The 12893-nt window shown below is 57.2% G+C and carries 10 protein-coding genes, 1 tRNA gene and 2 pseudogenes; 7 read left to right on the plus strand and 6 right to left on the minus strand.

What is annotated here, in order from left to right; genetic code table 11:
- Positions 1-101: 101 nt before the first annotated feature.
- The 6 genes and pseudogenes from panB to IVA80_RS23800 form a co-directional block, all read left to right on the plus strand.
- Positions 102-902 (plus strand): annotated as a pseudogene (gene panB / locus IVA80_RS23775) (3-methyl-2-oxobutanoate hydroxymethyltransferase); the annotation flags it as partial.
- Between the two features lie 8 nt (positions 903-910).
- Positions 911-1771, plus strand: a complete 861-nt coding sequence (panC, locus tag IVA80_RS23780; protein WP_247436161.1) for a pantoate--beta-alanine ligase — start codon at positions 911-913, stop codon at positions 1769-1771.
- A gap of 987 nt (positions 1772-2758) precedes the next feature.
- Complete coding sequence (locus IVA80_RS23785) at positions 2759-3160, plus strand: hypothetical protein (RefSeq protein ID WP_247436068.1); 402 nt, start codon at positions 2759-2761, stop codon at positions 3158-3160.
- 109 nt (positions 3161-3269) lie between these two features.
- Complete coding sequence (locus tag IVA80_RS23790; RefSeq protein WP_247436070.1) at positions 3270-3644, plus strand: HAMP domain-containing protein; 375 nt, start codon at positions 3270-3272, stop codon at positions 3642-3644.
- Entirely contained in the window at positions 3589-4536 is a 948-nt protein-coding gene (locus tag IVA80_RS23795) for a methyl-accepting chemotaxis protein (protein WP_276007772.1), read from the plus strand. The genes IVA80_RS23790 and IVA80_RS23795 overlap by 56 nt, the downstream gene beginning before the upstream one ends.
- A gap of 1015 nt (positions 4537-5551) precedes the next feature.
- Positions 5552-6124: a GNAT family N-acetyltransferase gene (locus tag IVA80_RS23800; protein WP_247436072.1), complete on the plus strand. Its 573-nt coding sequence runs from the start codon at positions 5552-5554 to the stop codon at positions 6122-6124.
- A gap of 1797 nt (positions 6125-7921) precedes the next feature.
- Here IVA80_RS23800 and IVA80_RS23810 read toward each other — a convergent pair.
- Together IVA80_RS23810 and IVA80_RS23815 are read right to left on the minus strand one after the other, a co-directional pair.
- Positions 7922-8776: a S1/P1 nuclease gene (locus IVA80_RS23810; RefSeq protein ID WP_247436077.1), complete on the minus strand. Its 855-nt coding sequence runs from the start codon at positions 8774-8776 to the stop codon at positions 7922-7924.
- Between the two features lie 460 nt (positions 8777-9236).
- Positions 9237-9590, minus strand: coding sequence for a hypothetical protein (locus tag IVA80_RS23815; protein ID WP_247436080.1), 354 nt, complete (start codon positions 9588-9590; stop codon positions 9237-9239).
- On the opposite strand from IVA80_RS23815, the gene IVA80_RS23820 reads away from it, so the two are divergent.
- Positions 9589-9873, plus strand: a complete 285-nt coding sequence (locus IVA80_RS23820; RefSeq protein WP_247436082.1) for a hypothetical protein — start codon at positions 9589-9591, stop codon at positions 9871-9873. The genes IVA80_RS23815 and IVA80_RS23820 overlap by 2 nt on opposite strands.
- Before the next feature lie 43 nt (positions 9874-9916).
- On the opposite strand, the gene IVA80_RS23825 is transcribed toward IVA80_RS23820, so the two are convergent.
- From IVA80_RS23825 to IVA80_RS23840, 4 genes and pseudogenes are all read right to left on the minus strand, one after another.
- Complete coding sequence (locus IVA80_RS23825; RefSeq protein ID WP_247436085.1) at positions 9917-11131, minus strand: diaminopropionate ammonia-lyase; 1215 nt, start codon at positions 11129-11131, stop codon at positions 9917-9919.
- A 171-nt stretch (positions 11132-11302) separates the two neighbouring features.
- Positions 11303-12030: pseudogene (locus IVA80_RS23830) on the minus strand (class I SAM-dependent methyltransferase).
- A gap of 53 nt (positions 12031-12083) precedes the next feature.
- Positions 12084-12159, minus strand: a tRNA-Ile gene (locus tag IVA80_RS23835).
- A 323-nt stretch (positions 12160-12482) separates the two neighbouring features.
- Positions 12483-12830, minus strand: a complete 348-nt coding sequence (locus tag IVA80_RS23840; RefSeq protein WP_247436088.1) for a hypothetical protein — start codon at positions 12828-12830, stop codon at positions 12483-12485.
- Between the last annotated feature and the right edge of the window lie 63 nt (positions 12831-12893).

A 12893-nucleotide genomic window follows, 5' to 3' on the forward strand; every position in this document is an offset into this window, starting at 1 on the left:
TGATCGCAGGTGTCAGATTCAACGACGGCATCGAGGTCATCCACATGCCGGCAAACCACGCCGCCTGATCACCTCGTCACCCAAAATCCCGCATAGCTCGGCGGCGGATCACCATGACCACAGCTTACGACGCGATCACGGCGCGTATCGCTGACCCGGTCGTCGATATCATTCTCGTCGGAGACAGCGTTGGTAACGTCTGCCTCGGATTCGGACATACGCTGCCGGTCAGCATGCAGATGATGAATCATCACCTTGAGGCAGTTGTGCGCACAAAGCCTCATGCGTTGCTCGTGGCCGATATGCCTTTTCTTAGCTTTCACCTCAGTCGAGAGGATACGATACGTAACGCTGGAGGCTTCCTGCAGCGTGGGGCCGATGCTGTAAAACTTGAGGGCGGCGCCAAAAGGACCGAGATGGTGCGTGCGTTAATCGATTGCGAGATTCCCGTCATGGGCCATCTCGGCCTCACTCCGCAGAGCATTAATACCATGGGTGGGTTCAAGGTCCAGGGCCGGAACGCCGATGGCGCCTTGCACTTGCTCGAAGATGCCCACCGTCTGCAGGAGGCCGGATGCTTCGCCATCGTGCTTGAGGGCATTCCAGCCGAGCTTGCGGCGCGGGTGACGGAATCTCTAACGATTCCGACCATTGGAATTGGCGCCGGCCCGGCCTGTTCGGGGCAGGTGCTGGTATTCCATGATGTAGTGGGCCTGACGGCAGGCCACCATCCCAAATTCGTTCGGGCATATGCAGACGGTTTTCGGCTGCTGCAGGACGCGCTTTCGCGCTGGGCTGCGGAGGTTCGCGACGGTTCATTTCCGGGACCGGAAGAGTCCTATCGGCTTCCCGAGGGCCTCGGCGACATAATCGCGAAATGGACCCCCTCGAACCGGACGTAAAGCTCGATATGCAAATAATCAGGACAGTTACCGAGCTTCGCCACTCCCTCCTTGAAGCGCGTAAGGCCGAAAAATGGGTCGGATTCGTGCCGACAATGGGCTATCTACACGCCGGTCACCTGGCGCTCATTGGGGCGAGCCGAGCGCAATGTGACATCACCGTCGTCAGCATCTTCGTCAACTCCACTCAATTCGGTCCGAACGAGGATCTCAGCACGTATCCGCGCGATTTCCCCCGCGATGAGAAATTGTGCCAGGACAACGGGGTTGGGATCCTCTTCGCTCCAGACGTGAAAGAAATCTATCCGGCTCAATTTGAGACCTTCGTTGAGCCAGGCGAACTCGCAAAACCACTGTGTGGAACGTTCAGACCGGGGCATTTTCGCGGCGTCGCAACCGTCGTCTGCAAGTTGTTCAATATGGTGCAGCCGGACCTTGCGTTTTTCGGCCAAAAGGATTTTCAACAATGTGCAGTCGTTCGTCGCATGACCAATGATCTCAATCTTCCGGTCGAAATCGTTACCGTGCCCACCGTACGGGAGCCAGACGGGCTCGCAATGAGCAGCCGTAATCGGTCCCTGTGCCCAGAACAGCGTCAGCGAGCTCTTGGCATCAGCCGAGGCCTGTACGCGGCAATGGACCAGTTTCGCTCAGGAGAGCGCAACGCCGGCAGGCTGATGTCGATCGCAAAAGAGCATTTGGCGACTGTTGATCGGCTGCAGTACCTCGAGTTGGTCGACGCAGACACTCTCAAGCCGGCCGAGAGTCCTTTGCGCCGCGCCGCGGTACTTTGCGTCGCCGCTTTCGTCGGCTCAACCCGGCTCATTGATAACGTGTTGTTGCCGTTGCCAGTGCCGCCACGAGATTGAAGCCCAATTTACGGCGTGCAGTGTTCTCGTTCACGAAAAGTGTTCGAGGAGCCTGGCGCGGACTGTTCGTGATCGGCAGACAAGGAGGCCACTCATTAGGAAGAGGCTCCTGGAATTAGGAGAGCAGTACGATAGACAAATTGGCCGATCGTTCCACGCAACGAATGAAAGGAAGAGTTTCTTCTCACCTCTTCTTCCTCAACGCATCGTGCCAGAAGGAAGACTTTTGCAGGGCGCTTGGGGCCGCCAGTTGAGGCGTGGCTGCAATGGTCACGCGCCAAAAAGAATGGCCGTGCGAAGCTTCCGCACGGCCAAGTCAGGGAGGAAACGCCCAAAGAGGGCTAAGGAGCATCGAGATGAGTAAGTCGCTCACACTCCGAAAACTCCAAGTTTGCGCGAACGTCGCCTGATCACGCAAACTAATCGCTCGAATACCCCTTTGTTAGCGCTTATTGGCAGCGATTTTTGCATATGCATTGCATGTTCTATACGTAAAAGACGCGTCGCCCGCAGCTATTGCGTGAATGGCCCGATACGAAATCAGTCTTCCTCCATAAATGAATTGTGTCCGGTTGATCGGAGGCAGCCGAACGCATCCATGCCGTCGAGCGGGCGTTGGTGCGCCAGTTCAGGATTTCGAAATCAATCCAGATTACTCAGCGGCTCGTCGTCAACCGAACGAAGCGGGTCACTCCAATCTCGTTCAACGTCGCACGTGCTTGTCGGGACTGTGTCGATCAGCGCCGACCGTGCAAAATCATTTGAGGGGCGAGATGAGCAGCATTACTTCTAGCACGAGAGCGCGACCGGTGCGCCGCCGCCTTCGAATGGGGCTCCGCGAGCAAATGGCACTGCTCGGAATTTCCGGTGTTCTTGTCACGGGTACAATCTGCGCCGCAGCTTGGCATTACGCGAGCCGAGTTTAGCGCGACTCCCACGCGAGCAGTGAGTTGAAGGCTTATGTCGTATCGTTGTCACAAAAACTTCTTGGAGTCTGGCCAAATCGCAAGCGACTTCGTCCGCAAGCCAACCGAAGCGTCGGTCAAGAAGCACGCCGATCATCATGAGCATCAGCTGGCGAACCTAACTCGTATCGAGGCGCTGGTGGCCGAGCTGCCTGACGATGATCCGCTCAAAGAGGCGGCCTTCTTGCGGCCGGTCATCAATCTGTATGCAACCCGCTTTCAGAATGTAGTTTTGGCCCAGCGCAACCTGGGTTTCAGCGAGAATGATGGATTCCACGGCAAATTGCGCCACGCTGTGCACGCGGCTGAGCAACGACTGGCTCAGCTGGGTCAGCCACGCCTCACGATCCTGATGCTCATGATGCGCCGCCACGAGAAGGATTTCATGCTGTGGCGAAGACAAATATGGAGATCAGCTGGCTGATCAGGAGACGGAATTCGAAACTGAGCTTGGTCAAACAATCCTGGCTAAAGAGGCCAAATCTCAGATCCTCGAACTCAACCGCGCTTACAAAGCGAGTTTCATATCGTTTATGGTGACACGCGAGACACTGATCGACCAAGCGAATGATCTCGGTCAGATCTACGACCGCATTCGCCCGGTAATATTGAAGATTATGGCTGCCGCGGATGCGCGTTCGGATGCTGTGGAAATCCGAGCGGAAGAAATTCGGAGGAAGATGGTCCGGGTCGTTGGCTTTGCAACATTGCTTGTAGGCCTGCTCTCCCTACTGTTTGGCCAACGCATTGCCAAAACTGTCGCTTCGATGGCCTCGGCCATGCGCCAGGTCGGGGAGGGGAGGTTCGACGTGGTTCTGCCCGGTCTTGGCCGAAAAGATGAGCTTGGCGAAAATGGCCGAAGCAGCCGAAATGTTCAAGCTGAGAGCGAGCGAGAAGGTCCAGGCTGAGCTCGAGGCCAAGGCCGAACAGGACCAGGCTGCTGCAGAGCGGCGCAAAGTAGATATCGCGCGATTAGCCGGCGAATTCGAGGCTAGCGTAGGACAAGTGATCGAAACGGTCTCGGCAGCCTCGACTCAACTTGAAGCTTCCGCGCGAAGCCTTTCCCATTCGGCGGACCAGAGCCGCGCACTCTCTATCGAGGTCGCCGCCTCTTCGGAAGAAGCTTCCACCAATGTTCAGCACGCCGCGGCATCGACAAGCGCAATGGCGACAACGGTCGCTGATCTCGGCCGTCGAGTCGAGGAAGCAGCCCACATGGCGGGTGAAGCGGTTCGCAAGACCGATCTTACCGATCAACGCATGGCTGCTCTAGCGGCCGCGGCGGAGCGGATCGGCAGCGTTATTGAGCTTATCGCTGCGGTCGCTCGGCAGACCAATCTGCTCGCGCTGAACGCGACGATCGAAGCCGCGCGTGCAGGCGATCGGGGCAGAGGCTTCGCGGTTGTGGCCCAGGAAGTGAAATCTCTCGCGGCACAAACCGCGCAGGCTACTGTAGAGATTGGCGAACAAATTGGCGGCATTCAGTTGGCGACGACTGAAGCTGTCGGAGCCATCGCTGAAACCGGCGTTATTATCGGTCGCATCTCGGATATTGCCATGGCCGTCGTCGCCTCGATCTGCGAGCAGAAGACGACGAGCAAGACTGTTGCTGTCAATCTGCAGGAAGCGGCGATCAAGACGACTCACGTGGCGGCGAACGCAGGTGAGGTAACGCACCGTGCGAAGGAAACCGGAGGGGCGTCGATGCACGTGCTCAGGTCTGCCGAGCTGCTGTCCCAGGAAAGTGTGCGGCTGAAGCGCGAACTCGGTGATTTCCTGGAGCGGGTTCAAACGGCTTAACTGTGCATATCAGCACCGTTAGCTCGTCGAGCTAAGTTTTCCGTTGCGTTCGACCCTGCCGGTTCATGGGGAGATCGGACCGCCTCGCTACAGAGCTACATCCCAACTTGCTTGCTAGCGCTTCAGCAGTTCATGTCCTCTGGACTTGTGAAGAGTGCCTTCAAAAGGGGATGAGTTTGAGATTTCGTGACTCCCTTCAGATTTGCGTTGGTGCCAAGCTGCCAGGGTACTGGGTGTGGCTGGCTGCAAGATGTTCGCGCACCAGCCTGACGTTAAGCCCGGTCCTCGTCGTCAGCGAGCAGCTCGTCATTAGGGTCTTTCGCTGAGCTGCGGCTCCCCGTGTGACTCGGTTAGGGCCTGTGTCGATCCTGGTAACCAGCTCGCGTTCTTGGCCGGCCTTGCTCGGAGGACGTTCTCGCACGTTGAATGATTGTAGAATATGGACGACAAGAGCCGGCCTACCGAAATAGGAATGAGTTGAGGGAGGATGCGCGCGCCAGTAGCGCTTACATGCAATTAAGCCGTCTCCGCCGAGGTATTCCCATTCGGCAACAAACGCCTATGTGCGTTTCCTAGCGCGACGAAAAAGAGGCCGTTCTTGACTCGCGCTGTTGCGGTTTGTCTGATCTCATCGGCGATAGTCGTTGTGCTTCACATTAGAACGTTGATGATCCGGAAAGGTGAGGGCGGTTTTCATAAGTCTGCGCGCCGAACGAGCGTCCCGTCGGCATTTGATTCATTTCGAATCCAGCGACCGATATCCTGTTGCCGGATACGGTAATGTTTATTCATAGAAGTTAACGAGTTCTGCTCGGCGGGAAATCGGTTGCGCCCAACCGAGAACTTCTCGGGTTCGCTTGGAGCAGGAGAAATGAACATCAGTCGCCTTCAGCAGTTGTGAACAGGGCGTCATCTGAGCGTCAATGTGAGGGCATAACTGATGAGGCCGCGGTGCTGCAGCTTTCCTACCCATGCTACCGCTCCGCTACTGGTAAAGGTTGAAGGAGGTTGTGACATGGTGACCACGCGTGAAGTATCCTTGGATGATACCGAAACGGTGACCCAAATGGTTGGAGCCATGCTTGCGGAGCTTGGGGCCGGCGACGTGCAAGGCTGCCTGGAGACCCAGCTCGTTGCCAACCTCCTTGCCATGAAGGAGCGTATCTCAGGCTTTCTAGCTTTCATAGAAGAATGCCCTGTCGGCATCATCATGTTGTCGGAAAGCGCCTCGCTTTTTGCGCGTGGTACCTACGGCATCATCACTGAACTGTACGTTGTACCGGATCAACGATCGTCTGGGGTCGCGATGGGCCTTATTGAGGCTGCCGTGAGCCTCGGGACGGTAAAGGGCTGGGGCCAGCTTGAAGTGGGGGCGCCGAAGCAGCCTGTATGGAGCCGGAGCCCCAACTCGGCTTTGTACCTGAAGGCTGGTTTTGCAGAGATTGGCCCACGGCTCAAATTGCAGTTGCACGGTCAAGCCAGCTCTCGAGCCCAAAGTAACTCTGTGAGTCGATCACGGTTGAATTCTCGGCAGCGACGCGCATTGCGCCGCTACGTCGCGGATTCATCCGCTGCAAGAATTGCTTGATGGTCGATTTGCGAGGACCTGGTTAAACGCCCCGACGAAGTTTTTGTGGCGGCACAGAATCCGGCTAACGGGCTATAATCACCTGCGCAGCAGTGTACAGCTAGCAGTCGCTTACGACGATTGCGCCATTCTCTTCTTGCCCGGTTCAATGGAGGGAAAACCTGCGGGCGCGCGGGGCGAACATCCGGCAAGGGCCAAGCGCTCGCCGGTGTTTTGGCGGGCTGGCTCACATCGACGCGCCCGTCGAGCTTGTGCCAGTCGACATTTTTGCAAGAGAATGCGGCGGCGTTGTAGCTCGGTAGAACAGTGCTAGCCTCGCGGGCCGAAGATAATTGCAGTTCAATCAAAGTTGGTTCCGAAACTTGCTAAGCTGGGCATCGTCCCGCGCGAGCATTCTCATCACCGCGAGGGGAAACAGCCGACGAGAATTGCTCTCAGGAAGATGGAGGACGTGGCTCAGATTTCCGAACTTTTAGCGCTCGCCGCTTCATAGTCGCTGTCAACTTTTTGGTCTTTGACCTTGCGGGCATTTTGAAGGCTGACTGATCGGACAGTCCAATTGACCCTCGCCCCTTTGCGCTTTTCATCAACATCTCCACTTGTGGGGGACTGAATTGTAAAACATCAGAACGCGGGATCACTTTAGCGAGCGGAGCTGATCATGCCTGGAGCCGCCGCTACGGTCTGGGGAGCTAAGTTGACGGAAAGCGAACCGTCTATTCGAAGATATCTCTCTAGCAGTTTGGGGACGTCGTGACGAACGATGGATCAACCTTCATCAGTTTTACAACCACGTTGACCGGAACACCCTGATGCCTGTCCCAGCCTGCCAGCGCCATCAAGATCGTAAATTCGGCCGAGGAGGGCCAAGCTCGTTGGCACGAAAATGCCGAATTTCCCCTGGACTCCTACGCGAATTGGCGGACCACTTCGTGACTCACGGCAAGCCACGGTCCCTTATGTTGTCAGACCGCGCGCATGCGCCGCCATCGAATACCAGTACTCCGCCTAAAGGTTATCTTGCCCGGCCCGGCGATCTACCAAGTGCCGACCACGGGCTCGACAAGTCGCAGTTGCAGCGCCTCAGCCCGCTGCTGCCCCAACGACGCAGAGGGGCCACCAGTCGGGGACGGCTTCCGCTTCTGACACCAGTCCCGTTTGGCTCAAATGTCTCACAGCTTCCCACAATCGCTGTGGTGGAATCCGTCAAAAACGATCAGTTTGTCGATAAATCTGAGCCCCGGTCAAGGTTCTTGAGACGCAAGAGGTCGCCTATTCATCACTGCTCCGCGGCCCGTTTAATGGTTCGAGCGCCAAGACATCATCTGAGTGCAGCAAGCCCTCCCCTCAAAGACAGGAGTCAAGAAAAACACCACAGAGGGGCGAAAAAAGGGATACCGAGCACCGACCAAAATGCTTTTGTATCTCTCGCATGTAATCCATCCGAATCCGAAAACACTGGATACGGTGCTATCATCCTCGTCGAGGGTGAAGGGAAGTCCCGATGTTGGACGCTGCTACCACCGCACTTTTGCGGGCAATCCTTGAGGAGGTCTGTGAAGCAGTTTCTCCGAGCGATAGCGGCGTTCGCGCACATGTCGCCGCGAAGCTTCTTGAAGCTGCTAGCAACGGTGAGCGGACACCCGAGCGTCTCAAAAATGTAGGCATCGATGCACTTCGCCAAGCGCCAAGCATGTGGCGGTAAGCTGCAAACGATTTTGTCCGTCAGGTGAATTTAGATTCTGGTGAGCTATCCGGCTGGGGTCGCGCCCATGGCCGAGCTCAAGCGGGATATCATCATATTGGCGTGGGTTGGCTATTCCGAGCCAAATGACCCTGACGTTTACCGGCAATCCAGCAACGGCGCTCGTAGAGGCGAAGCCGCAGAAAATGGGCTAAGTGCCAGATGATTCGCCTACGGCCCTCCGAGCGCGCATCGTCGAGAATCGCTTTCAGGCGCGCTGCTCCCTTTGCCAACTCGGCATCCAGATCCGCTTTTATGGCTCCAGCATAATCGTTGTTGAGGTCCACGGGATGGCCCGCGTCATTGTGGTCAGGTGTTCCTGGGGGCAGGAGCTGGTAAGCGTTTATTCCGAGAGTGTGGGTTTCGTTGGCCCAAGCGGCGATGCGTGCCTCGTCGAATGGCGGCGCTTCTACGGCCGGCAGCGGGTTGGTATCGAACGCATCCGCGTAACTGCCCCATGAATATGCCTGCAGATCGACCAGCGAGTCGTTCCACATGCTGTGCAATGTTGATGCCCGTGTGTATGCCGTGCCATCGGAGCGCTTCGCATGCAAGACGACGTGCAGCTTATTGCCCCCCTGATCATTATTGATGCACGGCTCGATATCCACGAAGTGCCACCGATGGGTATTCTTTCCGTCCAGCGTGAATTTGTAGTCATCGGCCCAACTTGAGATCGCGGCCAGAGAGGCGTCCCCGATCAAATCCTTGAGCTTGGCTCGTGCGGCAGGACTCAAACGCCGTTGGGCCAATTCTGCGATAACCGAATGACCGAGTTGACCCCAGGCGAGCGCGGACGAAGTGCTGGCGACGAAGGTTGCCGTATAGATCGGGAGTATAAGTCTGAGCGGTGTCACTATGTTTCCTGGGGATTGATGAAGTGCGCCAAGTAGTTCCTGCTCGCTCATTGAACTAGGGCACGTTGACCAGCGGAATGGGCGCAGTGGGGCGCGGCACTAAGCCAGAATGGTGCTGACCGCGAGCCGCCAACATGATTACAAAGGCGACAAGAAGAATAAAGAGCCCCCGCATTCGACAAGTTTAATCAACAAGCTGTATCGCAATTGTGAAACGCTCACATCCAATTTTGACAGCGGAGGCGAAGAGTAGCGGCGAAACTGGAACGGAATGAAGGCCACGGAACTGGTTCGCCAAATCCCATAATCGATGTCCCTTTCGTCTTGCTGCAAAACGGCGAGCATTGGCCCAGCAGCGACGAAAACATGCGCACTCCCTACTATAAGGGGAGGAATTGTGCAGCAGATTCGAGCAAAAATGCTGATCAAATAGAGGAAGGCAGCGGCGGCTGCTTCGTCCTGGCACAATCGAGGACGTTTCATGCGCAATCATGATCTTGTTTCGGACAGCCTATTGGCCCTGACCGCTGCCGGCATCACGCTTCTCTGCTCCAGCTTGCTCGCGTTTGTCTTGATTTAAGAAGCGGGAGGGCTTTTCTCCATCGTAGCCGCGGAAGCCGCAGAGTTGTGCTCTGTCGACCACATTCGTTTCGCCAGAAGCGACAAGCTGCGCCGTCTGTGGCGGAAAGGATGGCCTGATCGGGCACTGCTCCCGGCGGACAGTGCTGCAGTCCAAGAAGCGCCTGAACGTTTCCGACACAACGAAACCGCCTCTCGTCATTTCCATTTGAAGCAGGGCCATGTTCAGCACTTCGAAGACGTTAGCAACATCGTCTGGAGCCGGAAAGGCTGTTAGGTCGATCATGAAGAGATACTATTTTGATATCCGCGACGGAGGCCAATTTATCCGCGACGATGAAGGTGTGGAGCTAGCCCATAACGAGGCTGCACGCGAAGAAGCGACTGCTGCGCTCTCGGAGATGGCGCGCGCATGGGCCAGAAGCAGGCCGGATCACCGCATGGCAGTTGAAGTTCGCGATGATCATGGACCTGTCTTGCAGGCCAGCTTTAGCTTCGCGGTGAAGCCATCGAGCGACTTGAAAGCCTTCGGCAGGAATCGAAACAAAAAATTGGATCCCGACTGCTAGGGAAATCGCGATCATCACGCCGTTAGGCTCCCAAGCGTGCCGCTTACTGGTCCTTGGTCGGCGGAGTATTTCGCGCGGTCACCTGCGCTGGCGACAGGCCGACGAACTCCTCGTAGAGGTGTGGATCGGTCGCACCCTCTGTGTTGATCAGAAAGACCCGCGCATTTCGTCCAAGACCAATCTTTCCCCGCAGGTTCTGGTCGGAGGCAACCTTCAGCAAGCCTGCAAGACCGACACCGCCACTTTCGCCTGCGACGACAGCGGGGTCGCCATGCCTGGCATTCGCAAGCCGCCTCATGACGCTGATAGCGTCCGCGTCGTCGACAGTCATAAACGCATCCGCTACCCGTGAAAGGATGCGCCAGGCGACGAGCGAGGGTTCGTAGCATTCGAGCATCGCCATCACCGTCGGCTGCCCATGATCTACTTTTACTGGGTGTCCGGCCCGGGCGCTTTCAAAGAGGCACGCCGCGCGCGCGGGGTCGACAACCGTAAAAAACGGGCGGCTATCGCCCAGCAGAACTGAAAAATGCCCCGCGATCGCTGCTGCGACTCCTCCCACACCCGACTGCACGAAGACGTGGGTTGGAGCTTGGGGCAATTGGCGTAGTGCTTCGCTCAAGACGGCGGTATATCCCTGCATCACGAGTCCGGGAATACGCTCGTAGCCCGGCCAGGAAGTATCAGACACCGTGATCCAGTCGTTTTCCGCAGCAACTTTTGAGGCTTCGGCGACGGAGTCGTCGTAGTTGCCATTGACGCGGATCATCTGCGCGCCAAAGCGAGCGATCGCCGCAATACGCTCGTCGCTGACACCTGCGTGAACGAAGATGGCGCACCTCGTACCGACGAGCTGAGCACCTTGAGCCACTGACCTGCCATGATTGCCATCTGTGGCGCACGATACAGTCATTTTTCGCGCGACGGCCTTCACTTTAGGTGTGTGCAGCCCTGATACGTCAACGGCTCGGCCCAGCTGCCGCGTTGCTTCCTCCAGCACAAGCCGGATCACGGCATAAGAGCCGCCCAAAGCCTTGAAACTGCCAAGTCCAAGTCGATGCCCCTCGTCCTTGAGGTAGATCGAGCCCACGCCGATCTCACGAGCAAGGCCTGGCAATGAAAGGAGTGGCGTTTCCTTGTGACCTTCGCGATGCCTAAGAAACCGCTCGACTTCGCGAGCGGCCTCGACACTTAAGGTGTCCGCATCGCAGGCATCTAGAATAGCTCGGTGATCGACGTGCGGGTTGAGAAGCAACATGAATCAACTCTCTTCCGGCCTCAGCGTCTATGCTCAAGCCTTGGTTCTGGACGACAGTTGAAACATATAGCAGGCATACTCGTCAAAATGAGCCCCCATCCGGTCGATTCGTCCGCGCCGTTTACCTAGGAGTGGGATGGCGTGCCTTTATTGCGACAGCTCCTCGCCGGCCTATGTGGACGCGGAAACGAGTAACATCATGGGGCGTTCCAATTCCTCAGCCAATTCCAGCCGCTGCTGTATCTGATCGTCTGTCGGAGCAAACTCCTTAACCCGCCGAATCTGGAAATCTGCATCAATCAGCGCATTCAGCGTGGTGCCGATCGTTCTGTGATATTTCAGCACGCCCTTGACGAACCAATCCGTCCGCCGTTCTCCCTCAAGGGAGTATCGATTCACGGGCCAAGTCTTCCGGCCGTCCTCATCGCGGATCCAGTGCGGATGCGCTGCTGCCATGAAAATCGGATGCTCTATCGTGAAAACCAAATGCCCGCCGGGGACCAGCATTCTGCGAATCGCACGCACGAGGCGGCCAAAATCCTGAACATAGTGGAAGGTCAGCGCACTGTAAGCGAGGTCAAAAGCGGCCTCCGGTAACTCCAACGTGTCGAGATCGGCAATCCGATACGTAATGGCATCGTCCGCCGTGTCCGCTTTTGCTCGCGCGATCATGTTTTGCGACAAATCGAGACCAAGGACAGAGGCCGCACCTTGTTCGCGCATCCAGCGGGAGACCCAACCGCCACCACACCCCAGATCGACCACACGCTTTCCGACGAGGTCCGGCAGCATAGCCCGGATCTCGGCCATTCAGGAGCGCCGTCCAGCCCATGCACCTGCCGGGGCAATTGCTTGTAGCCAGCGAAGAAATCTGGAGTGTCGTAGATCTTCTGGGCCATGGTGCTGATGGTGTGGTGAGACGAGGAGACAACAGCAGCAACAACAACAATGCTGGTAGGCCCGCCTGGATTCGAACCAGGAACCAGACCGTTATGAGCGGCCGGCTCTAACCATTGAGCTACAGGCCCAGTCCAGGCGACCATCGAAAACCAGCCAGCGAGGTTGCAGGGGATCGTTTATCGGGTGGCTGGCATCCTTGCAATGCCAATTAGAGGAAGTGCGAGGCTAAGTCTCGCACCAGCTCAATTCCGAGGACCAGAAGAGGCAGATCGACCAGGCGAGCATCTCGCCTTGCTACAGCAGGAGCACCGGCACTGTCGCCGAGATACGGTGACCACGGCCGCTCACCGCGTCCTTAGCCCGTCGCAGATGGTGGACGTCCGGCAATCGCGTCCATGGGGGCCGAGCGGCCTCGCCTGGGCCAAGCATGAAGCTGCCGAAAAGCCAGTGGTTAGCTGCTGTATTGTCGTGTCGCTCGGATACCTGCGCTCCATGCGTATGGCAGGGCTTCGTCATTCAATTCATATCCGCCGATCGCGCGGAGCTTGAAGTCCACCGGCTTGTGCGAGGCGATGGTGCGCGCGTTGCGCCAATGCCGGTCGATCGCGAGCTTCTCGGAGATCAGAGAGGCTCCGCCGACCTCGAAAAGCTCGGTCGTGGCGTCGAAACAAGCTTGACGACAACCACCTGTGCCTGTGCTGTCGCGGCTCAGACGCATCAAGCTGTTGCGGGTCCTGTTGGCGGCCGTCGAGTGTTCTCGCAAGCTCATCGACGCCGGCGAGGACTGCTGCTCGCGCACCAAAAGCCGCGCTGAAAAGCCTGCCGATAACCTGTTGCACGAGCGGATCGCTCCGCGGCAGGT

Origin of the sequence: Bradyrhizobium sp. 139 (assembly GCF_023074175.1) — a bacterium.
GTDB lineage: Bacteria > Pseudomonadota > Alphaproteobacteria > Rhizobiales > Xanthobacteraceae > Bradyrhizobium.

Coding starts and splice junctions, on each gene's coding strand:
- IVA80_RS23810 (WP_247436077.1), bottom strand. CDS start 8,776: ATGAGCGAGCAGGAACTACTTGGCGCACTTCATCAATCCCCAGGAAAC.
- IVA80_RS23825 (WP_247436085.1), bottom strand. CDS start 11,131: ATGTTGCTTCTCAACCCGCACGTCGATCACCGAGCTATTCTAGATGCC.
- panC (WP_247436161.1), top strand. CDS start 911: ATGCAAATAATCAGGACAGTTACCGAGCTTCGCCACTCCCTCCTTGAA.
- IVA80_RS23795 (WP_276007772.1), top strand. CDS start 3,589: ATGGCCGAAGCAGCCGAAATGTTCAAGCTGAGAGCGAGCGAGAAGGTC.
- IVA80_RS23790 (WP_247436070.1), top strand. CDS start 3,270: ATGGTGACACGCGAGACACTGATCGACCAAGCGAATGATCTCGGTCAG.
- IVA80_RS23800 (WP_247436072.1), top strand. CDS start 5,552: ATGGTGACCACGCGTGAAGTATCCTTGGATGATACCGAAACGGTGACC.
- IVA80_RS23815 (WP_247436080.1), bottom strand. CDS start 9,590: ATGATCGACCTAACAGCCTTTCCGGCTCCAGACGATGTTGCTAACGTC.
- IVA80_RS23820 (WP_247436082.1), top strand. CDS start 9,589: ATGAAGAGATACTATTTTGATATCCGCGACGGAGGCCAATTTATCCGC.